This window comes from Vibrio sp. CCB-PB317, assembly GCF_022808245.1.
In the GTDB taxonomy this organism is placed as follows: Bacteria; Pseudomonadota; Gammaproteobacteria; order Enterobacterales; family Vibrionaceae; genus Vibrio; species Vibrio diabolicus.
In genome coordinates, this window is sequence record NZ_JALGNU010000002.1 from 848,747 (window position 1) to 870,016 (window position 21,270).

Consider the following 21,270-nt stretch of genomic DNA (forward strand, 5'->3'; position numbering starts at 1 on the left):
ACTTATTGAACAACTTTTGGGAAATGAAGTTCTTGACTGATCGTTTATAAACTGGCTACAGTATATCCTAACCAATCGGTTAGAAAAAGAAAAAAGGATATAAAATGAAGCTCTACGAAACCGCGATAACTCCAAGTTGTAAGCGAGTTAGCATTTTTTTAAAGGAAATTGGTGGCGATGTTGAACGCATCGCTTTAAATGTGCGTGACGGCGAAAATCTAGCGGAAGATTTCAAGAAAAAAAGCGTCAATGGAAAAGTGCCATTGCTTGAGCTTGAAGATGGCACGACGATTTGTGAGAGCGTCGCAATTTGCCGCTATCTCGATGAAGCGTTTGAAAACGATTTGGCGTTGTTTGGGGCAAACCAACTTGAGCGAGCGCAAGTGGAAATGTGGCATCGCGTGGTGGAGTTTCAAGGTCTATATGCCGCTTTTCAAGCATTTAGAAACATCACAGCTATCTATGAAGATAGAGAGCGTTGTGTTAAAGAGTGGGGCGAAGAGTCCAAGCAACGCGTGCAAGAGTTTTTACCGTTGTTAGATAAGCGACTTGGTGAAAGCGAGTTCATTGCCGCTGACCATTTTACTATCGTCGATATTACAGGCTTTATTTTGATTGGTTTTGCAATTAAAGGCCTAGAAATCGATGTGCTTACTACTGCACCAAACATTGCGCGTTGGTATGAGCAAGTTTCAGCTCGGCCTGCATTTCTAAGTTGATGTACCAGCAGCGAGTAGATCATTGCTCGCTGCTATTGCCTTTCGAATTCACAAGGATATTCAAATTCTTCAGCTTTTTTCTTATTTTGTCTCCTATCGCCTATAATTGGAAAAACAACCTCAATGGGCTTCAATGCGTTTTAGAGCCTAGCGCTCTTAGTCTGTAGACGTTCTTTTCATAGTGGGAAGTCTATTAATAGACAAGGAGAGGTCATGCGTATTCTAGTTAAAACTATCAATAATGTTCTTATTGCTCTTTTAATGGTTTCGGTCTTTGGTCTCGTCGCGCTGTACCTCAATAACACACAGCAGAATGAGCAGATTGAAAAACTGCAAAGTCAGTTAATAGAGAAAGAGCATCAGATATTAATCTCCAATGAGGCGCTGTCTTACACTCGATATCAACACCAGTTATTAGCTGAAGATTATAGTCGTTTTAGAAATGAGCAATCAGTGACTAGTGTTCTGCGTTAGCGTGCCCGACTACCGTCTTAAGGAGGCGAATGAAATCCATTCTTTTGGTCGATGACAGTAAAACAGTACTACTTTATATCAGTAGTGCATTAGAAAAGCAGGGCTATGAAGTTATTGCTGTTGAAGACGGACAATCCGCACTTGAAGTGCTGACTTATCGCAAAGATATTCAGTTTGTACTTAGTGACTTAATGATGCCTGGCATTAATGGTATTGAGCTGTGTCGGCAATTAAAATCGCAAGTTAGCGAACGTTACATTTTCTTTGTTTTATTGTCCTCTAGAAATGACCAAAGCTCGATCGTGAAAGGCATCGATGCTGGCGCAGATGACTTTGTGGATAAGAAAACGTCTGTCGAAGAACTTCAAGCGAGAATTCGAGCAGGTTTTCGCACTCTGCAGCTGCACAACAAACTCGTTGATAGAAATAAAGAGTTAGATGCAGCCTATCGAATGATCCATCAAGATTTACAGTCTGCTAGTCACCTGATGGAGCAACTACTCCCAGCGGAGTCGTCTATCCAGAACATGCAATTTAGTTACGCCTACAAACCGTGCTCCCAGATTGGTGGTGACATGTTGGGGTATTTTGAGCTTGATGAACAACATGTCGCATTTTATGTATTCGATGTTTCAGGTCATGGTGTTTCGTCTGCTTTGATGGCTTTTTCTATCCAACAGACGTTATCTCAAAATCTGGGACCTGATTCGATAACCATGGAGCTAAGAGATGGCGACTACTGTATCAGTGAACCAGCAGCCGTTATTGATCGGCTAAACCGACGGTATCAGCAAACTAGGAACAGTCAGCTATATTTCACCATGGTTTATGCCATTCTTAATACAGAATCAGGACAACTTCGCTATTGTACTGCTGGTCATCCTAAGTTCCTTGTTTGGCGAGCGAGCACCGAAACTACAGAGCTGGCGGGTGAAGACAACTTTATGATTGGCGCTTTGCAGCCGATGGAGTACGTTGGTAATCAAATTATTCTGAGTGAGGGGGATGTAGTATGGCTTTATTCGGATGGTTTGATAGAAGCGAGGCGAGGCGAGGCGATGTATTCAGTACAAAGGTTGGCATCAAGTATAAAAGCTGTTTGTACTTCGCAATTAGAAGCAGAAGTGCAGGCTAGATGTGTCTTTGAACAAGTACAATCGTGGCAGAACAAAGATGAGTTTGATGATGATGCGAGTCTTTTACAAGTAAGGTGGCGTGACTGATAGCCTAGGGATAAAGGAAAAGAATGTTCCAGAGCGAGTTTAAACGAACTTACGGCGGATCCCTTACTCGCTCTCGAAGTGCGAGCAAAGAGGTTGCTAAGTTTTTAATGGATAATCAAGTATCGTTAAGTACGGCTCAGTCGTTGGAGCTTTGTGTTGTTGAGCTTATGAACAATGCTTACATCCATTCTTACAGTGAAATTGAAGGCAAGCCGATAGACGTGGAGTGTAGGATTAGATGTGACCAAATGTCAGATTTCATTGAACTTAGGGTTTCTGACTACGGAGCGTCAATCAATGAAATGACATTCAACCAACATAAAAATAAACAGATTGAGGCTCCTAACTTAATGGATGATGATAGTTGGTCTGCTTCAGGTCGTGGACTGATGTTAGTCGCTCAATTATCTGACCAGTTCAAGTTAGAAAAAGAGATTGGAAAAAACACGTTTGTTTTAGTGAAGAAGAACGGAGAAAAACTCACAACCAAGCAAGATCTATTCACCCCACCTGGTCCCTAGCGTTAATCTGACGGTTACGTTGTATATTATTGTTATTTTGTATTTGTGGTTGGTGAAGGCGACAATAATGCTTCCAACTCTTCTGGTGTCAGTATATCACTGATGTTTAGCATATTGCTCTCATCATCTAACGCCATCTTTGTACGACTAAGCAAGTACCTCTTTTGAGTTGGCGTTAAGTCTTTGAGAGACTCAATCAGCTCCTTGAAATTGCTATTGTTCATTGCCATATTTCCCCCAGTTAAGCCTTAATTTGTTTTATTGCATATTCTTCAAGTAAGCAAAAATTTGTTGATTAATGGCAGCTAGCTCTTTAGTAACTATAGCTATATCTGAGCTATCTGGCTTGTTATCGTTTCTTGTTTCTGCTTCTATTTTGGTGAAAACAATGACAGCGGTTTCTTCACCAAAGCTCTCTAGAATGCCCTTTAGACTGTGAGCCAATAAGTAGAGTTCCGGCCAACATTTGTTTGCGTACAACTCATTGATACGCTGTATGTCATTGGCGTGGTCTTCTAAGTATGTGGAAAAAACGGTGACGATAAGATCTACGTCGTTCTCCATGTATTTATTGAGAACATCAAAATTAATCATGTTTACCTCTGACTAACCGCGAGGTAGAAAAATGTATCGGATAGGAAGGTTGAAGTTGGGGGAGTTGAGCGCTGAACAGTGTGCTTATCACTTGAGCTAGACTCATAAAAACAAAGTTATTGTTCGGTACACTTTGCCTTATATACAAGTGTCTATGATCTAATCTTTTGTGCAAAGCATTTTGCACTCGTGTCGTGGCAACACAAGTTACGTGATAGTGGGCTCCAAATAAAATGCTGGGTTGGGAACAATCTTGTCTACCTAGTTTAAAGCAATCATCAAATAAGTAAGCCAAGCGCTCGCCAACTTTGACTATTCCTTCAGTCAAGGTTAACTCTCCTAATCGAGTACAAATACAAGCTAGCAACCTAGTTGCATAATAGCAAGTAGCTTGACGCAAAAAAGGGGCCTTGAGCCCCTTTTGTACAATTAACTTTGCTTGGAGTCCTGTTCTACCTGCCTCATTAACTCGTTCGCTTTCTTCATTGCGCGCCTTGCGCTTGTGGTCCTTCTCTTATTGAGCAGTATGTCGGAGAAGCGCAGGTATTTATCTGCAGTTTTGAATCTCAAATCGTTAATATCTTGAAAACCGATAGGAAAGTTCTTCGAAAACTGATCAACATCTTTCACTAAGTTATCGAGGTGAGTTGTTGTTCTTGCCTTTTCTAGGCGGTAATAGAAGTTTTCAAATTCCTCTTGGAACAAAATTCGAGCAGCCTCGTCTGGAAATGGTAGAGGATCGTTAGAGTCTAGCGCGGTCTCATACAGTTTCATCTCGAGGACTGCATCTTTCATCGCGTTGCTTATTTTTAAGTTGTTTTGATGCTCTTCAACGTTCGAGAAGAAAGTATTCCCAACCTTAATTAGCGCAACAAGTGCTGCAGCATCTTTATTTTTGAGTGCTTCAGTTAGGTGTTTACCAAAAACATCGCTAGATAATGAGCTTGGTGTAAATGGGTAATCCTGATGAATTTGATTTAACTCATCTTTCAGTTCATAGATGGACTTACTGTCTTCTTCTTTACTGTATCGAGACTTTTCCAGTTGGCTATTGATTTGTCTGGCTATCGAAAGCAATGTGGAGTGCTTGCTTGATTGAATATCTAACGCCAGAACTTCAATTTTATGTGAGTCAGGGTAGTAGGCTTTTGCTTTGTTTAGTACAGACTCGATTTCATCATAATTTGGATAGTTGTTAGCATCAGAATTCAGAACCTGATCAATCTCAGATTCAAACTCACTTAGAAGGTAGCTCTTGTGCTGTCGTAGTAAGCCAGCTTTAATCACCGGGTGTAAGTTTTTCTCACTATTAATCAGTGACAAGCTTTTTTCTGGCGGTGTATCAAGCAACCATTCCTGCCCATTAATCTGATCATTTTGCTTGTTAATAGCTATTTCTAAATCAGAGATGGTTTCTTGTTGTTGTTGATAGCCAAATACGATTCCGGTAACCAATAGTACGCTTGCAGCTACACCGCCAACGATAGGCCAATATCGCATGTTCAACTTTTGTTTTAACTGCTCTGGGGTAAGGTCTTTAGGGATGATGCCAGTTGAAAACACGCGTGCAAAGATAGGCCACTTAGATGCTGGCATATTAGCAGGTTTCGAGACCTTCACTTTCTTTTTGAGAGCTTCATTAACAGGAGTTCTTGAATAAGGATGCTTGCAACTCAATAACTCGTAAGCTATACAAAATAGCGCAAACATATCGTCGCTTAAGTTTGGCTCTTTACCCGACAACAAGTTGAGCGATGCGTAGTTTGGAGTATAACCAAGAGTCTCCACATTTTCGGATTTACGTTTAGCTGCGTATTGATCTTGCTTTAATTGATGAGTTTTAGATACACCAAAGTCGAGTAATTTAACATTACCTTCAGACGTTAAAATGACGTTAGCAGGCTTTAAATCGGCATGCACGACACCAAGTGAATGGGCGTAAGACAGGGCGTCAAGTACCTGATTTAGAATCGATAAAGTTGCATTAAACTTCAGCCCATGCGGCCTAGATCGTTGTATTAAATTCTCTAATGTTTCCCCATTAATATATTCCATCACTAAGAAATATATTTCGCCATCGACACCAAAATCAAAAACCCTAATAATATTAGGGTGACTTAATCTTTGTGTTTGCTGAGCTTCACGTATCAACATGCGTGCAGTCTCTGGCTGAGATGCAAACTCTTTTTGTAAAATTTTTAATGCTACGTAAGGGGCTTCTGAACCTGAAGATTCTAATATCTTATCTTTTGCCAAATAAACATCACAAAGTCCGCCATGGCCAAGAACCGACTCGATTTCATATCGATTTTTGACAGTTGTGCCTATTAAATTTTCATTAATAACATCTTTGTCATTATTTGATGTGTTATTTTTATTGTTTATTTTCTTATTAACTAACGGAGTGTTTTCTTTTTGAGACAGTTTTGTATTTGTTTCATTTTTATTTTGAACGGAGCCTTCATTGCTAGCAACTTTATTTGATTGAATTGCATTGTCTCGTTTTTGAGTCTTTACAATTTTAGTTTTGTCTCCGCTATCTTTATTATTTATAGAATTGTTTTTATTGCTGTCTTCCATCACAAGAACTCCGTATAAATGATGGGGGAATATATACCTTTCTGCTCAATGAAAAGTCATTATGTTAGAATTTCTCGGCCAAACTAACATTCGTTTTTTTATTGATGAAAGTCTAAGTGTCAAAAATTTGAACTTGGTTGGATAATTAAAATTGTTGAACAATACGTGATTGCTTTGATAAAAAAATGATTCATTATTCCGTGCATGATTTTCAATGGCAGATTTAAGGTTTTTATTAATCTTACTGTTAATAAGAAAGTGACTAATAATAAAATTAAAAATAATATTTAGCAGGTCTTTGGCGAGGTTTACATGAAGTTGGTTTTAACCATAACAAGTTTTCACAAATTTACTCCAGAGATTGAGAGTGAGTTTGTGTTTGAATCAAGTGATGAGCATGCCAAAGTTACATTTGGTCGGTCTGAACAATGTGATTGGACACTGCCAGACCCTGAAAGAGTAGTATCCGGAACTCACGGAGAGCTCATCAAGTTTGGTGATAAATACTTGATAAAAGACTTATCAACTAATGGCACGTTTGTTAATAACGCTGTGACACCTGTGGGCCAAGGAAATGAGATTGCACTAAGTGACGACGATACGGTTAGTTTAGGGGATTACCAAATTTCAGTAAGTATTCAAACTAGCACTGAGGCATTCAATAATCAGGAAAGTAACTTTCGTTCCAGTTCAGAACCTGAAGCATTCTCGAGTTCATCTGAAGCAGAGTTTGTAGACCTCGGCCTTAGTGCCAGTGAGCTTTTGAATGAGAGTGTTCCTTCGGACTTTCAACTAGATATTGGCTTAGTCGATGATTTTATTGATATCCCCAAACCAGAAAAACAGAGTGTAGATCCTACACCTGTACCGGAAACCCCACGACAGCTAGAACGTCAATCAACTCCCAAATTTGATAGTAAAGGGAGCGAGCTTGCGGCGTTCATTAAAGGAGCGGGTATTGATCCAACGATGATTCCCAGCGATAACAGAGAGCAATGGTTTGAACAACTGGGGGAATCATTTTCTTTGATGTTAGTTGGTTTAATGGAAACGCTGCACAATCGAGCGGTATTTAAACAAACAAATCGACTTAGTCATACTGCGTTTCGGAAGTCAGAAAATAATCCTCTGAAGTTCTCTGCGAATTTAGAAGATGCAATTCATAACTTATATAACCGTCAAACTGCAAGTTTCCTAAAACCAAGTGCAGCCATTAAAGAAGCGTTTAGTGATATAGAAAATCATGAACAAGCGTTAATGAAAGGTGTTGAGGGTACGGTTTCAAGTGTTATGTCGCTTGTTGAGCCTACGTCGATATACTCAGAAGCTTTAGCTAAAGACACGGTTATTAATAAGGTTATTCCAGCAAGAAAATATGCTCAAAGTTGGAAGCGGTTTGAGGATATTCATGAAAAGCTATCCGATGACATTATCAATAAAGAATCTCCATTTTATTTAGAAGATTTCGCTAAACACTATGAGTTAGCATTAAAAAATAAAAGCTAGGAAATAGGGTGATGAAAAGAGTTTATCAGTACATTTTGGTATTAATTTCAATGGTTTTATTTGGATGCTCAGCAGCCAATTTAGTTGTTGACCCATATTCAGATTTAGAAATAACAGCAAATCACAATATTAACCCTGACTCCAATGGTAGGCCATCCCCTGTAGTCGTGTATGTTTTTGAATTAACATCAAATACCCTTTTTGAAAGTCAGGATTTTTTTTCAATTTATGAAGAAAGTGAAAAAGTCTTAGGCCCTGATTTAGTGAATAAATATGAAATATCATTAACTCCAGGTCAGAAAGAAACATATCAGGCAAGTATGTCTCCAAAGACTGAATACTTAGGCATTGTCGCAGCGTTTCGAGATATTGAAAATTCAAATTGGCGACAAGTCATTGAAGTGGATAAGACCGGTTACAACACCTATCAAATTCTGTTAGAAGATCTGTCTTTGGTCGTAAAATAACGTTTAGTTGGCTAATTATAAATGACGCAATACTCCAAGACGGCTTGGTGCGAAGGGATGTTTTTACGTCCCCAGCACTTTCAACAACATGAACGCGCAACCTCTCAAGAATTCAAAGGCTTACATCAGTTTGGTGGGGCTTATAATTGGGGGGTTTGGAAATGTCGAGTAAAAGAACATGCATTAAAAGATGGTCTGATTGAATTAGATCACTTTGAGGCAGTTTTGCCAGATATGACTCTGGTTAATACCTTAACAGCCAGCGATTCGGTTGTGCCTTTATTTATTGATAAAGACGTAGAAAATACGTTAGTAAAAATCACTCTTCCCCTTTCAAATGTCAAAGGTAAAAATGTTTCTGATGTAAGTGAGGCGATCGTTTCTCGTTATGTACTTAAAGACGTTGACGTTATAGATAATCTCACTGGGCAGGATGAAGAAACGATTCAAGTCGCAGCCCTAAACCTGGAACTGAAAGCCAGCAATGACAAATTAGCGGGTTATGTTGAGTTACCGATTTTGAAAATAAAAGAGGTAACGGCAGAAGGCGAAGTAATACTAGACGATTCGTATGTTCCACCGCTTATCAACTTACTTAGCGACAAAGTTATGTCGGCTTACTTGCGTAACGTTATTGCGATGACAAAGATGCGTGCCGACGTTATTGCGCAGCGATTGATTAAGGGCAAAGCCGCATCTGCATCTGCTGTTGATTTCATCATGCTACAAATGTTGAACAGGTATGAGGCGATGTTAAAGCACTTTAGTGACCTAGACAGGCTACATCCATTGGAATTAGCTACGACCCTGAAAGGTTATATTGGTGAATTAGCTACGTTTTCTGACAAAACTAAGAGGATGCCAAGCTTACTTACATACGATCACTTAGATGTATCAAGTGTTTATAGCGAATTGAATCAAGTTCTGAGTCAATATCTGAGCGTTGTCCTTGATCAAACAGCAAGCAAACTTCCTTTGGAGCCACGACAATATGGAATTCAAGTGACGCCACTTCCAGATAAGCGTTTACTTGAATCATGCCAGTTTGTGCTTGCGGTCAAAGCTGATACGACAACAGATGAAATCAGACGTTTAGTCCCGGCGCAGCTCAAGTTTGGACCAGCGGAGCAGATTCGTGATCTGATCAACAATCAGATTAATGGCATAAACGTAGCGCCATTGAGTGTAGTACCGAGGCAGATCCCTTACCAAACGGGTTATGTCTACTTCGAAGTAGTCAAGAAAGGCCCGTTTTGGATGAGGCTGAAAGACAGTGGTGGTATTGCGCTGCATTTATCGGGGCATTTTCCGAATGCTGACCTTGAGCTGTGGAGTATTAGTCAATAGGTGTGCTCAGTATGGAACAAACGATCGTAAAACCAACACCGGGTGGAAGAGCGCCCGCACCGAAACCACAATCAGAAAAGTCAGCAGATAATACGGTAGTTATCTCAAAAAGTCCTGAATTGGTGAATAACGATTCAGTGGTCGCTTATGGGAACAACCCTTTATTGGCAGAAGCGAATGGTCTTTTATCCATTATTGGTCAAATTCGAGCGACAGCGACTCATTCTGACCCGTTGTTTCTAAAAGAGACGTTGGCACAAAAACTTAGAGATTATGAGAACCGACTACGCCACCACGACGTTGATTTGGACACTATTGATACGGCTCGTTACTGTTTGTGTTGCTCGTTAGATGAAGCGGTGCTCAATACTAATTGGGGGGGGCATTCATTTTGGAGCCATGACTCATTGCTTAGTTCTTTCTATGCCAGCAGCCAGGGTGGGGAAGCGTTCTTTAAGTACCTTGATAAGTGCATGGCGCAACCAGATACAAATTTAGATTTGCTTGAATTGATGTACGTGTGCCTATCGCTTGGGTTTCTCGGCCAATATCGTTTGGAAAAAAACGGACTGGAGTCTCACCGAAAACTGAGAAGGCAGATTATCGCTATTCTTAAGTCTTACGGAAGAGGGATACCTCAAGAGCTAAGCAATAGTATCGAACAACACATTTTGAATGGCTCTAAGGCTTCCGACAGAGCTCCTCTCTGGGTTGTGTGCTCTGTAACGGCTGCATTATTGGTTTGTATATTTATGTATTTTAGCTATGAGCTAAACAAGGCTTCCAACCGCACCTTTTCTCAATTAGTCAATTTGGTTCAACCGCAACAGCTTAATCAAGATACAACGTCAGAATCAAAATCAGCGCCAATTGCAGAAAGGATCTCTATGTATCTGGCAACTGAGATCGGGAAGGGGCTAATTAACGTCGAGCCGTTGCAAGACAGGGTAAGAATTTCGTTAAAGTCGCAAGATCTATTTGAATCAGGTAGTGCTGATGTTGTTGCGTATATCCAACCCGTAATTTCTAAACTCGCTAGAACGTTGGAGTCGACCCAAGGCAAGATCATTGTGACAGGTCATACCGATGATAGGCCAATTTTCACGAGTAAATATCCTTCGAACTGGCATCTATCATTAGCTCGAGCTACTGCTATGTCTGAACAACTTATCTCGAATAGCGCACTAGAAGGTCGAGTCATACCAGAAGGGCTGGGTGATGCAAGACCATTGGTTGAAAACAATAGTGACGAAAACCGAGCTATTAACCGTCGAATTGCAATCGACCTCCTTGTCGCGAATTAATAACAGGTAGATAGAGATGCGTATTAAAGAAATTGGCAGAATATTTACTCAAAGGTGGTTTCTCGGTCTTATCGGTGTCGCTGCTTGTTCAATTTTTATTTGGGTTGTTGGTCCACTTATCACGATAGCGGGATATGAGCCACTAAAGAGCGACTTCCAACGACTCGTCACGATTTTGGTGCTGGTGTTTGTGTGGGCTTTATTCAACGTGACTAAGCAGCACAAGCAAAAAGTTAAAGAAGACGAAAGTATTCAAACGTTACTTGAGGTTGATAGTCAGTCAGATAAAGAAGCGGCGAGTGAAATTGACTTAATGCGCGAGCGTATTGAGCAAGCTGTCAAAGTAGTAACGAAAACACATAAAGGAAAGCGAAGCTTATATGACTTGCCTTGGTATGTGTTGATCGGCCCTCCAGGGACAGGGAAAACAACAGTGTTAAAGCAGTCAGGGCTGGAGTTTCCGTTAGCGGATAGCCTTGGTTCTGACTCTATTGCTGGTGTCGGTGGAACTCGTCATTGTGATTGGTGGTTTGCAAATAAAGCCGTTCTGATTGATACGGCCGGTCGATACACGACACAAGACAGTCAAGAAAAAGTCGACTCTAAAGCATGGCACGGCTTCTTAGGATTGTTGAAAAAATATAGAACGCAAAGGCCAATTAATGGTGCAATTGTCACGATCAGTTTAGCCAGTGTGATGTCGCAGACAAGAACCGAGCGAAGCCTTCATGCTCGAGCTATCAAGTCGCGCCTTCAAGAACTGAAGAATCAGTTAGGGATGCAATTTCCTATTTACGTACTACTGACCAAAATGGATTTAGTTGCGGGTTTCAATGAGTTCTTCTCTGATCTAAGTAAGGAAGAGCGTGAGGAATTGTTCGGTTTCATGTTTCCGCGTGAAGTGGCTGATGAAAGAGGGGTTATTTCTTTATTCAATAAAGAATTTCATGGCATGTTGGAGCGCCTTGATGCGCGAATGCTGAGAATCCTTGAAACTGAAGATGATTTAGAGAAGCGAGCACTTATTTTTGAGTTTCCTAAACAGCTAAGGGTATTGCAAGCTAACCTTGATGAATTTTTAGCGGAAATATTTGCACAAAATAGTTTTGAAGAGCCAGCCTTGATTCGTGGTGTGTTTATGTTGAGCTCGGTCCAAGAAGGCTTACCAGTCGATAAGTTAATGAATGAATCGACCAATGGACTAGGACTAAATCGCCTCGCTCTAGCAAAGAGCCCAACAGGGTCTCATAGTTATTTCGTGAAGAACTTGTTTGATAAGGTTATTTTCAAGGAACAACTGTTAGGAACGGTTAATCGTCACTATCAAAAGCAGTCAGGATGGATGCGCCGAGGTGTTTACATTGGCTGTGCTTCTCTACTGCTAGGTGCGTCTGCACTTTGGCTTATGAGCTACAAGTGGAATTCTCAGTTGATTGTCGATACCAATGAGCAAGCCGGCCATATTGAAGCAATGATTGGTGCTGAGAGCCTAGATTTTGAGGCGGATATTATCTCAGCCGTAGAGACATTAGACCGATTGATGACGCTTCCTCTAGGAAAGCAAAGCAACTACGGCGATGCTGATTCCGTAAAAAGGTTTGGTCTCTATCAAGGAGATAAAGTCTCACAGGCGGCAAACAATGCATATTCTGATGCGTTGACCCAATATTACGCTCCCTTGCTTCTTGATAGCTTGGTGACGGAAATGGAAAGTAATCAACAGCATCGAGAGTATTTGTATGAAACGTTGAAAACTTATTTGATGTTGTTTAATCCAGACAAATACCAACAAGATGAAGTGTTGGCTTGGTTTAACTTCTATTTTGAACGTCAATATCCGGGTGAACTAAATATAGACTTAAGAAAAGGTCTGTTACAGCACACTCAAAATTTATTAGAGAATAATGGACAAGGCTTTTCTTATAATACTGCTGCCGTGACTAATGCTCGCGAGGTTTTGACACAAATGTCTCTACCAGAACGTGCTTATCAGCGAATGAAGATACAATTTTCGAAGAGTCATGTTCCTTCATTTCGTTTGACTGATGTCTTGGGGCCTAAAGGGCTTGAGCAGTTTGAACGAGCGAGTGGAAAGCCGTTATCACAAGGCATTTCGGGCTTTTATACGTACAATGGCTTTCATAGCATTTTTCAGATTCAGATCAACCGTACAGTAAAAAGCCTAATGGAAGAGAACTGGGTTTATGGTGACGATCTTAAGGCTCATGAAATTGATCAAGATAGCGCTATTCAAGGAGTCCAATCTCGATACTATCAAGATTATGTGAATGAATGGAAAACTCTGATCGAAGATATTCAACTTAAGCAGGCTCCGAGCCTAGAGCTTGCAACAGAACAAGCTAGAGTTCTATCTGGAGTTGAAAGACCAATCGAATCGTTGTTGAGGGCAATCCAAAAAGAAGTTGGTTTGTCGAAAGTATCATTGTCAGAAAATCAGAAGGCCGCTTCTGAAGTTGCTGGTAAGGTTGCCAAAGTTAAATTTTCGAATACGGCAGATAGACTAGACATGTACTTGCCTGAAGAAAATGGTTTCAATGTTGCACTGCCAGGTAAAGAAGTCGAATCTCATTTTTCGGAGATCTTACGTCTCGGCGAACAAGACTTTGATGATATTCAACAAGCTATGGTTAACTTGCGCTCGTACTTAAGCGATTTATCAAGCTCAGGTAATAATCAGAAAATTGCTTACAAAAGTATTTTAGATGGGACCGTTACACAAGATGTGGCTGCTTCCTTTGCTCGCGCTAAAGAACTTTTGCCTAGGCCATTTAATCAATGGCTAGGTGAACTTTCTCAAGAGTCAGTTAAGTTTGCGGAGAGAGGGTCGAAAGATCATCTAAATCAGCTTTGGGTTACGCAAGTGGTGCGCCCTTATCAGCGGACGATTGCGGGCAGATACCCATTCGAGCCAAATGCGAGCAGAGAAGTAAGGCTGAAGGACTTCAAACGTTTCTTTGGTTATGGAGGTACGCTTGACTCATTCTTCCAAGAGTATCTTGAACCGTTTGTCGATACGTCGAACAGTCGTTGGCGATTAGAAAAGGAAATTGGAGTTCGTCCAGAAACGCTGATGGTCTTTCAAAGAGCGAAGCGTATCAGGCAGTCTTTCTTTGAATCTGATAATTCATTGCGCGTAGAGTTCGGTATGAAACCAGTGTATCTGGATCAGCACATTACTCGGTTTGTTCTAGAGTTAGGTAAGCAAGATTTGGTTTATAAGCATGGACCAGCACGAGCTAAATCCTTGACCTGGCCTGCGGGTCAAGACCAGACTCGAATAGTGTTCACACCACCTGAATCTAAACGTGAGATTGCCCATACTTATGAAGGTGAGTGGGGCATATTCAAACTGCTAGATCAATCACTTAAAGCAAGACCAGAATCACGTAAAGACAACATAGTTATGATTGATTTAAAGGGAAATAAGGTGCAACTAGAGCTTATTCCGTCTAGTGCTATTAATCCGTTTTGGTCAAATGAAATGGAGAGGTTCAGATGTCCACGAACCTTGTAACATCAGCCTGGGGTTATATCGGTAAAATGCCTGCAAAAGGCGACTTTGTGAAAGATGGCTTATCACAAGACTTTTCAGAGCGCTGGCATGACTGGCTGCAGGCTGTTATTGCAGTCAGCAGAGAACAATTGGGTGAAAGTTGGAATGAGCACTTTTTAACCGCGCCTGTGTGGCACTTTGCTCTGGATGTTAGTTACTTAGAAGACTCGACATACATTGGTAGCATGATTCCTAGTGTAGATGCATGCGGTAGATACTTTTTCTTTACTATAGCTCGTGCCGTAAAAGGTGAAGCTGCGCAATATTGGGAGGACAAAGCTTGGACCGAGGACAGTGCATCTCTTGCCCTAGCAGTACTTGAGGACGACTTTGTATTTGATGTTTGGCATAAGAGCATGCAAGAAAAAAACGATTTAGTGGCGAATGTAAAAAGTGAAGTGCGGCCTCTTAAGTTTCTTTATCAAAGCCAAATATCTACGATTTTTCATGATCAAGGTGGAGCAGATCAAAGCGCACTTTTGAATTACCTCATTAAAGAAAAATTGAGTAAGCCATGCTTTTGGTGGACTGAAGGCTCTACTCTAGTTGAACCATGTATGTTTATGACCAGCGGTTTCCCTTCTATTGGTCAATTTTCTGCCATGCTTGATGGCGGTTGGAAAAAGTGGAATTGGTAGGATAGAAGAATGAATTGGAACTATTTTACCTTTGCTAAATCGCACGCAGGAAAAGTACGCCCTTATAACGAGGATGCTCTTTTAGATATGACAGAGCAGCATATTTGGGTTGTAGCCGATGGAATGGGTGGGCATAGTGCTGGCGACATAGCAAGCCAGATGCTAGTGGATAGAATCGCGCGCCATATGCAGGATGTCCCAAATACCAATATCGATGATATCCGGAGTGTGGTTCAAGCCGCGAATTTAGAAATTTATCAATACGCACAAAATCACTTAGACGGTAAAACGATGGGAACAACTCTCGTTTTGTTGTTTATCCAGGACGGGTATTACCACTGTCTTTGGGTCGGTGATAGCCGAATTTACCAGCTTAGAAATGGTCATTTTTCTCAAAAAACACGCGATCATAGTCAAGTTATGGATTTAGTCGATCAAGGGTTATTGGCATTTGAAGATGCTGAGTCACATCCTCTCGCAAATGTTATTACCAGAGCTGTTGGGGTAGATGAGAGTATCACTATTGATCAAGTTTCGGGGCAGTTGGCTGACGGAGATCAATTTCTTCTGTGTAGTGATGGGCTTTCTAAAGAATTAACGAGTGATGAAATTCACCGGACATTGTATGCGGACTCAGTAAATCAAGCAGGATTAGCGCTCATGCATTCGGCGTTAGTGAGAGGTGCAAGTGATAACGTTACTTGTGCGTTAGTCAAAGTTCGCCAAGCGCAGACAGAATTTGAAGCAGTAACGAGAGAAGACGCGACGATCCCCGTTTTTCTTAGAGGGAGGTCTTATGAATAGTGAGATGTTCGATTGGTATGAACAAGCGTTGGCTCCTATATCTCAAGAGAATCCCACAGGTGTTGATCCTAGAGAAGATGTCTCGCCACAGTCCGCTTATTACCGATTAAAAGATCAGCGTATGGCTGCGCGAAATGCAGAGCGCAATGCGCTTATAGAAGAAGAAAGCATTTATACCCACAGTAACTTATGGCGTGTATTTATTGAGGAAGTACCAGAGATACTTACGAATCAGTCTAAAGATTTGGAATTTGTTGCTTGGCTTATAGAAGCCCTAACTCGATTGCATGGTTTTCGTGGTATGGGCGTTGGGTACAAACTCGCAACCGAGTACATCGAGAAGTTTTGGGATGCTCTCTATCCAATGCCTGATGAGGATGGCATTGAAACAAGAATATCGGCGATTACTGGCCTCAATGGTATCGATAGCGAAGGAACACTTATTTTCCCTATTGCTTGTATCCCGCTTACTGACGTAGGCGTTGAGCAAGCGTATGCCTACTGGGAATATCAGCAAGCTATTGAGTTGGAGCGTTTAGATGAAGATAAGCGCCGAAATCGAGTCGATCTTGGCGCTACAGAGCTATCTGATATTACAACTACAGTTAAATCTACCTCTGATGCCTTTTATCGTGAGCTAATCGCTGATCTGGAGTTCGCCACAGAGTCATTTAATGAATTCAGTCAGCGATTAGATGAAGCGGTAGGTGATGTTACTCCTAGCTCTTATATATCAAAAAGGCTTGAATCAATACACTCGGCATTAAAGCATCTCCTTGGAGAGCGTTTTAATCAACCACAAGCTGTGTTTGAAGAACTGGAGGAGGTGGATGAATCTTCTTCTTCGGAACAACAAGTGAGTTCACAAAGTTCTGATGCACTATTAGCGACAAACATGAAATCACGAGAGCAGGCGATTAGACAATTGCAGCAAGTGGCTGATTTCTTCAGAGAGAGTGAGCCTCACTCACCAGTTTCTTACTCCATCGAACAGATCATTCGTTGGTGTGGAATGCCTCTGCCGGAGTTACTGGCGGAACTTATCTCCGACGGAGATGCAAAGAAAAGCTACTTCCGTTTGGTTGGCATAGCAGAACAAAATGAAAATTAATAAAGGGAGAATGGTATGACGAGTATCCACTCGAAACTGTCACGAGTACGGAAGCCTCGTGTCCACATTACCTATGATGTTGAAACTGAAGGTACAACTCTTAAGAAAGAGCTACCTTTTGTTGTAGGTGTAATGGGTGACTTCGCTGGTCAAAACACTGAAGCGTTGAAGCCTTTGAAAGACCGCCGTTTTATTCAGATCGATCGAGACAACTTCGATGATGTGCTCAAAAAGATGAACCCATCGGTTAAGTTCAAAGTTGCGAACAAGCTTGCGAACGACGATTCACAGTTTGAGGTGGATTTGAACTTTAAATCAATGCAAGACTTTGAGCCCGCTGCGATCGTAAATCAAGTTGATCCGCTGCGCCAACTGATGGAAACGCGTAATAAACTGCGTGATTTGATGACAAAAGTTGACCGTTCTGAAGAGCTTGAAAACATCTTAGAGGATGTTTTGAACAACACAGACAATCTGGCAAAACTTGCGGGCGAGTTAGATCTTGGCAAGAAAGCGAAGTCAGACAGTACTGAAGGAGCGGAATAATGACGACTGAAGCTGAAAAGCAGTTAGATCCAACTGTTAATGAACAAACAACTTCATTTTTAGATCAAGCTATTGGTGCAACTAAGCAGACAGAAGCCTCTCGTGCTGAAGAGCTAATTAAAACGCTCACTGAAGAAGCGATGAAAGGGACGGTTACTTGGAACAAAAACCTAACGGTAACTTTTCGTGAAGCGATTAATTTACTTGATAAACAGATTTCTGATCAGTTGTCTGAAGTAATGCATCATCCTGAATTACAGAAACTTGAAGGTTCTTGGCGTGGTTTAAATTATCTAGTGATGAACTCAGAGACGAGCTCTACTCTGAAAATTCGCATGATGAGTATGACTAAGAAAGAGTTACATAAAGACTTGAGTAAAGCGGTTGAATTTGACCAAAGCCAGATCTTTAAGAAAGTTTACGAGTCTGAGTTTGGCAGTGCAGGTGGTGAACCTTATGGTGCATTAATTGGTGACTATGAGTTTACCAACCACCCAGAGGATATTGAGTCGCTGCGCCTAATGTCAAATGTAGCCGCTTCAGGCTTCTCCCCATTCTTGTCCGCGGCCTCACCAGCACTATTTGGCTTTGATGAGTGGACTGAACTGTCAAAACCACGCGATCTAGACAAGGTCTTTGAGTCGCTAGAATACGCTCAATGGCGTTCGTTCCGTGAGAGTGCTGATTCACGTTTTGTTAGTCTGACTATGCCGAAAGTTCTGGCTCGTTTGCCATACGGACAAGCCACTGCTCCAGTTGAGGAATTTGGATTTGAAGAGTTCGAAGTAGATCCAGTGTCAGGTATTGCTGTCAATGCTGAGCATAATGACTACTGTTGGATGAACTCTTCGTATGTTCTTGGTGTTAAGTTAACAGACGCCTTCTCAAAATATGGATTCTGTACAGCTATCCGTGGTGCAGAAGGTGGTGGTCGAGTGGATAATTTGCCAACACATTTCTTCATGAGTGATGATGGCGATCCTGATATGAAGTGTCCAACAGAGATTGGTATTACCGACCGACGTGAGGCAGAGCTGGGTAAACTTGGTTTCTTACCGCTTTGTCACTACAAAAACACCAACTATGCGGTGTTCTTTGGTGCGCAAACCTGTCAAAAACCGGCGAACCACGAATCTCCAGAAGCAACGGCTAATGCGGCGATTTCAGCACGTCTACCTTACATGATGGCGACATCTCGTTTCGCGCATTATTTGAAGGTAATGGCTCGAGATAAAATCGGTAGCTTTATGGAAGCAGAAGACGTTGAGTCTTGGTTGAACCGCTGGATTCTAGGCTATGTAAATGCTTCAGAGGGTGGTGGTCAAGAGATCCGAGCGAAATACCCTCTAGCAGATGCTCGTGTCCAGGTTAAGGAAATCCCTGGCGCACCAGGTTCTTACAATGCTGTAGCATGGCTTAAGCCTTGGCTGCAAATGGAAGAATTGACGACATCTTTGCGACTTGTTGCAAAGATCCCTCAGTCGGGTGGATAAGAAATGAATTGGCTGGTCGTAGGGCCAGCCATACCAAATCGTTATGTTCTAGATGGAAATAGCAGTGTCACTTAACTTTCGCGATCCCAGCAAGCTAAAGCATGAATTCAGCACAGGAGGCTATGCTGAGCTTGATAGCCCGTGGTTGACTCGATTCAATGAATCTTCTGCTCTTTTAGAGTCAGCTCGAATTTGGCTAGAAGGTACGCGTTCAAGAGATTTGGACAGTTTTCGTCATAGTGTGATGAACACGATAAACCGAATTGATGAGCTATTAGAATCTCAATTAAACGAAATAATACATCATCCTGAGTTTCAACAACTCGAAAGAGGTTGGATCGGCGTGAGGTATTTATGCGAACAGGTCGACACTCGCTCATCAGACTCCGTCAAAGTCAAGGTGTTGGCGGCAACATGGAATGAAGTCAGTAAAGATGCACTAAAAGCCATCGAGTTTGACCAATCAGCACTATTTAAGCTGCTCTATCAAAATGAATATGGCATGGCCGGGGGAGAACCCTTTGGCGTGGTAGTTGGCGATTATCAACTTCGTTGTGATGCGAGTAAAAATTATTTTGATAGAGATCTGTCTGTGCTCAGCAAGATCTCTCAGTCTGCAGCGGCAGCATTCAGCCCGTTCATTATGTCAGCATCGCCGGAGATGTTTGGTGTTGACAGTTTTTCACAGCTTTCTGCGATAAGAGATATTGCGGCCCAATTTGAACAGGCAGATTACGCAAAATGGCGCAGTTTGAGAGACAACGATGATACCAAATTTATTGGCCTGACTGCGCCGAATGTTTTATTCCGTCAGCCATATAAAAGTGATGGTTCACGCAACGATCAGTTCGACTTTCAAGAGCATGTCTACGACTCTAATCGCGATTTGCTATGGGGGAGTAGCGCGTATTGTTTTGCGGCCGTATCAATTAGAGCGTTTCAGGAGCATGGGTGGTTTACGCACATGCGAGGCATTAAGCAAGGGGATTATAGTCAGGGTATTATCGTTGCTCCTACTAGGAACAAAATGCGTGTTAATGGCAAGAATGACCGTGAAAGATGTCCTTTAAACTTAAAGATCTCTGAGAGAAAAGAACAAGAGTTGTCTGAATGCGGTTTCATTTCTATTTCTCCTGTACCTGAAACCGATATGGTAGGGATGACCTCGAATGTATCTCTCTACAAGCCTAAGCAATATGCAGAAAAACACATTTCAACGAATGCAAAGCTCACGTCGATGTTGCAATACACGTTGTGTGTGTCGCGAGTCGCACATTATCTCAAGGTTATGGGGCGTGACAAGATTGGTGGATATCAAGATGCAGAAAGCCTTGAGCGAGACTTTCAACGATGGTTGCATCAGTACACTACCGCGTCGGATGAAGCATCTGATGAACTTAGGGCGAAGTACCCCTTAAATGAAGCGAAAATTACGGTTCGAGAGAAAAGAGAAACTCCAGGACACTATTACTCTGTTATCCATTTGCGACCGCACTTCCAGCTCGATCAAATGGTATCTAGCATTAAATTAATTACTGAATTATCACCAGAGCACTTGGTGTAAGGAAATAACAATGACCCAATGGAAAAATGCTTTGTCCCAAGGCCAATTGCAACAAGCTCTAGAGCTATTAATCGATGAAATTAAAGCGGCGCCTAAAGATGCAAGCTTGAGAAGCTCGTTCATTGAGCTGCTTTGCATTGATGGAGACTTCGAGCGTGCGGATGAGCAACTTATGCAATCGATCAAATTGTTTCCTGAGTATCTACCTGGTGCAAGTCAGTTGCGACATTTAGTGAAAGCGGCCCAGGCTAGAAAAGATTTTATCGACGGTGCGGCTAGTGCCAAGGTATTAGGTGACGAGGAATTCACTAAAGAGCTTGTTCGCTTTAACCTCGCTCTCAAAAATCAAGACTATGCAGAAGCGTCACACCTAGCGCATAGCATTGAAGAGCATCGTACTATTAAAGGCTTTAACATAAACGGTACAAACTATGAAGATGCTAGGGATATTGATGATCGTTTAGGTGGTTACATTGAACTGTTTTCCACCGCGGGTAACTATTTTCTTGTTCCAATTTCTAGCATTCAAGCGCTAGAAATAAAAGCACCTACCTCTTTATTAGAAAGTATTTGGCGACCTGTAGAGTTTGATATTGACGGACTTGGCGAAGGAGAAGGCCATATGCCATTGACCTATGTTGACTCAGAAACTGACGCACAAAAGCTAGGTCGAGAAACAGATTGGAAACAGCTTGGTGAGCAAGAATCCTTCGTGGGTTTAGGCCAAAAATGTTGGCTAGTTGGTGATTCAGCCCTCCCAATCTGTGACTTGATTACATTGTTAGAGTCGAAACAAATAGCGTAA

At 41.7% G+C, this 21,270-nt stretch carries 19 protein-coding genes; 16 read left to right on the plus strand and 3 right to left on the minus strand.

Features of this window, described 5'->3' with window-relative positions:
- Positions 1-104 precede the first annotated feature (104 nt).
- The 4 genes from MTR11_RS12915 (at position 105) to MTR11_RS12930 (ending at position 2,937) form a co-directional block, all read left to right on the plus strand.
- Complete coding sequence (locus MTR11_RS12915; RefSeq protein ID WP_104970773.1) at positions 105-719, plus strand: glutathione S-transferase; 615 nt, start codon at positions 105-107, stop codon at positions 717-719.
- Between the two features lie 213 nt (positions 720-932).
- Entirely contained in the window at positions 933-1,193 is a 261-nt protein-coding gene (locus tag MTR11_RS12920; protein ID WP_243327798.1) for a hypothetical protein, read from the plus strand.
- 29 nt (positions 1,194-1,222) lie between these two features.
- On the plus strand, positions 1,223-2,416 hold the full coding sequence (locus tag MTR11_RS12925) for a PP2C family protein-serine/threonine phosphatase (protein WP_243327799.1): 1,194 nt from the start codon (positions 1,223-1,225) through the stop codon (positions 2,414-2,416).
- A 23-nt stretch (positions 2,417-2,439) separates the two neighbouring features.
- On the plus strand, positions 2,440-2,937 hold the full coding sequence (locus tag MTR11_RS12930) for an ATP-binding protein (protein ID WP_053808346.1): 498 nt from the start codon (positions 2,440-2,442) through the stop codon (positions 2,935-2,937).
- Positions 2,938-2,969: 32 nt separating this feature from the next.
- Here MTR11_RS12930 and MTR11_RS12935 read toward each other — a convergent pair whose 3' ends face one another.
- From MTR11_RS12935 to MTR11_RS12945, 3 genes are all read right to left on the minus strand, one after another.
- Complete coding sequence (locus MTR11_RS12935) at positions 2,970-3,161, minus strand: hypothetical protein (protein ID WP_054868056.1); 192 nt, start codon at positions 3,159-3,161, stop codon at positions 2,970-2,972.
- Positions 3,162-3,195: 34 nt separating this feature from the next.
- A complete protein-coding gene (locus MTR11_RS12940) occupies positions 3,196-3,531 on the minus strand; it encodes an Hpt domain-containing protein (RefSeq protein WP_046875350.1) in 336 nt (111 codons plus the stop codon).
- Positions 3,532-3,960: 429 nt separating this feature from the next.
- Entirely contained in the window at positions 3,961-6,111 is a 2,151-nt protein-coding gene (locus MTR11_RS12945) for a serine/threonine-protein kinase (protein WP_046875351.1), read from the minus strand.
- A 312-nt stretch (positions 6,112-6,423) separates the two neighbouring features.
- On the opposite strand from MTR11_RS12945, the gene tagH reads away from it, so the two are divergent.
- The 12 genes from tagH to MTR11_RS13005 are packed head-to-tail and all read left to right on the plus strand — an operon-like array spanning position 6,424 to position 21,270.
- The gene (gene tagH, locus MTR11_RS12950) at positions 6,424-7,617 is read left to right on the plus strand and encodes a type VI secretion system-associated FHA domain protein TagH (RefSeq protein WP_012842177.1); all 1,194 of its coding nucleotides are present in this window, start codon (positions 6,424-6,426) and stop codon (positions 7,615-7,617) included.
- Between the two features lie 11 nt (positions 7,618-7,628).
- Positions 7,629-8,084 carry a type VI secretion system lipoprotein TssJ gene (gene tssJ, locus MTR11_RS12955; protein ID WP_243327800.1) on the plus strand — a complete coding sequence of 152 codons (456 nt, stop codon included), beginning with the start codon at positions 7,629-7,631 and terminating at the stop codon, positions 8,082-8,084.
- Between the two features lie 21 nt (positions 8,085-8,105).
- The gene (tssK, locus tag MTR11_RS12960) at positions 8,106-9,431 is read left to right on the plus strand and encodes a type VI secretion system baseplate subunit TssK (RefSeq protein WP_081441242.1); all 1,326 of its coding nucleotides are present in this window, start codon (positions 8,106-8,108) and stop codon (positions 9,429-9,431) included.
- Between the two features lie 11 nt (positions 9,432-9,442).
- Positions 9,443-10,735: a type VI secretion system protein TssL, long form gene (tssL, locus tag MTR11_RS12965; protein WP_243327801.1), complete on the plus strand. Its 1,293-nt coding sequence runs from the start codon at positions 9,443-9,445 to the stop codon at positions 10,733-10,735.
- Positions 10,736-10,751: 16 nt separating this feature from the next.
- Entirely contained in the window at positions 10,752-14,270 is a 3,519-nt protein-coding gene (tssM, locus tag MTR11_RS12970) for a type VI secretion system membrane subunit TssM (RefSeq protein ID WP_243327802.1), read from the plus strand.
- Positions 14,252-14,947, plus strand: coding sequence for a type VI secretion system-associated protein TagF (tagF, locus tag MTR11_RS12975; protein ID WP_048625112.1), 696 nt, complete (start codon positions 14,252-14,254; stop codon positions 14,945-14,947). Before tssM ends, tagF begins: the two co-directional genes overlap by 19 nt.
- Positions 14,948-14,956: 9 nt before the next feature.
- Positions 14,957-15,751, plus strand: a complete 795-nt coding sequence (locus tag MTR11_RS12980; protein ID WP_005398381.1) for a PP2C family protein-serine/threonine phosphatase — start codon at positions 14,957-14,959, stop codon at positions 15,749-15,751.
- Positions 15,744-16,862: a type VI secretion system protein TssA gene (gene tssA / locus MTR11_RS12985; protein ID WP_243327803.1), complete on the plus strand. Its 1,119-nt coding sequence runs from the start codon at positions 15,744-15,746 to the stop codon at positions 16,860-16,862. The genes MTR11_RS12980 and tssA overlap by 8 nt, the downstream gene beginning before the upstream one ends.
- A gap of 15 nt (positions 16,863-16,877) precedes the next feature.
- Positions 16,878-17,408 carry a type VI secretion system contractile sheath small subunit gene (tssB, locus tag MTR11_RS12990; RefSeq protein ID WP_005396385.1) on the plus strand — a complete coding sequence of 177 codons (531 nt, stop codon included), beginning with the start codon at positions 16,878-16,880 and terminating at the stop codon, positions 17,406-17,408.
- On the plus strand, positions 17,408-18,901 hold the full coding sequence (gene tssC / locus MTR11_RS12995) for a type VI secretion system contractile sheath large subunit (protein ID WP_005396386.1): 1,494 nt from the start codon (positions 17,408-17,410) through the stop codon (positions 18,899-18,901). The genes tssB and tssC (MTR11_RS12995) overlap by 1 nt, the downstream gene beginning before the upstream one ends.
- Positions 18,902-18,953: 52 nt before the next feature.
- Complete coding sequence (gene tssC / locus MTR11_RS13000) at positions 18,954-20,465, plus strand: type VI secretion system contractile sheath large subunit (RefSeq protein ID WP_243327804.1); 1,512 nt, start codon at positions 18,954-18,956, stop codon at positions 20,463-20,465.
- 10 nt (positions 20,466-20,475) lie between these two features.
- A complete protein-coding gene (locus MTR11_RS13005; protein WP_104973744.1) occupies positions 20,476-21,270 on the plus strand; it encodes a type VI secretion system accessory protein TagJ in 795 nt (264 codons plus the stop codon).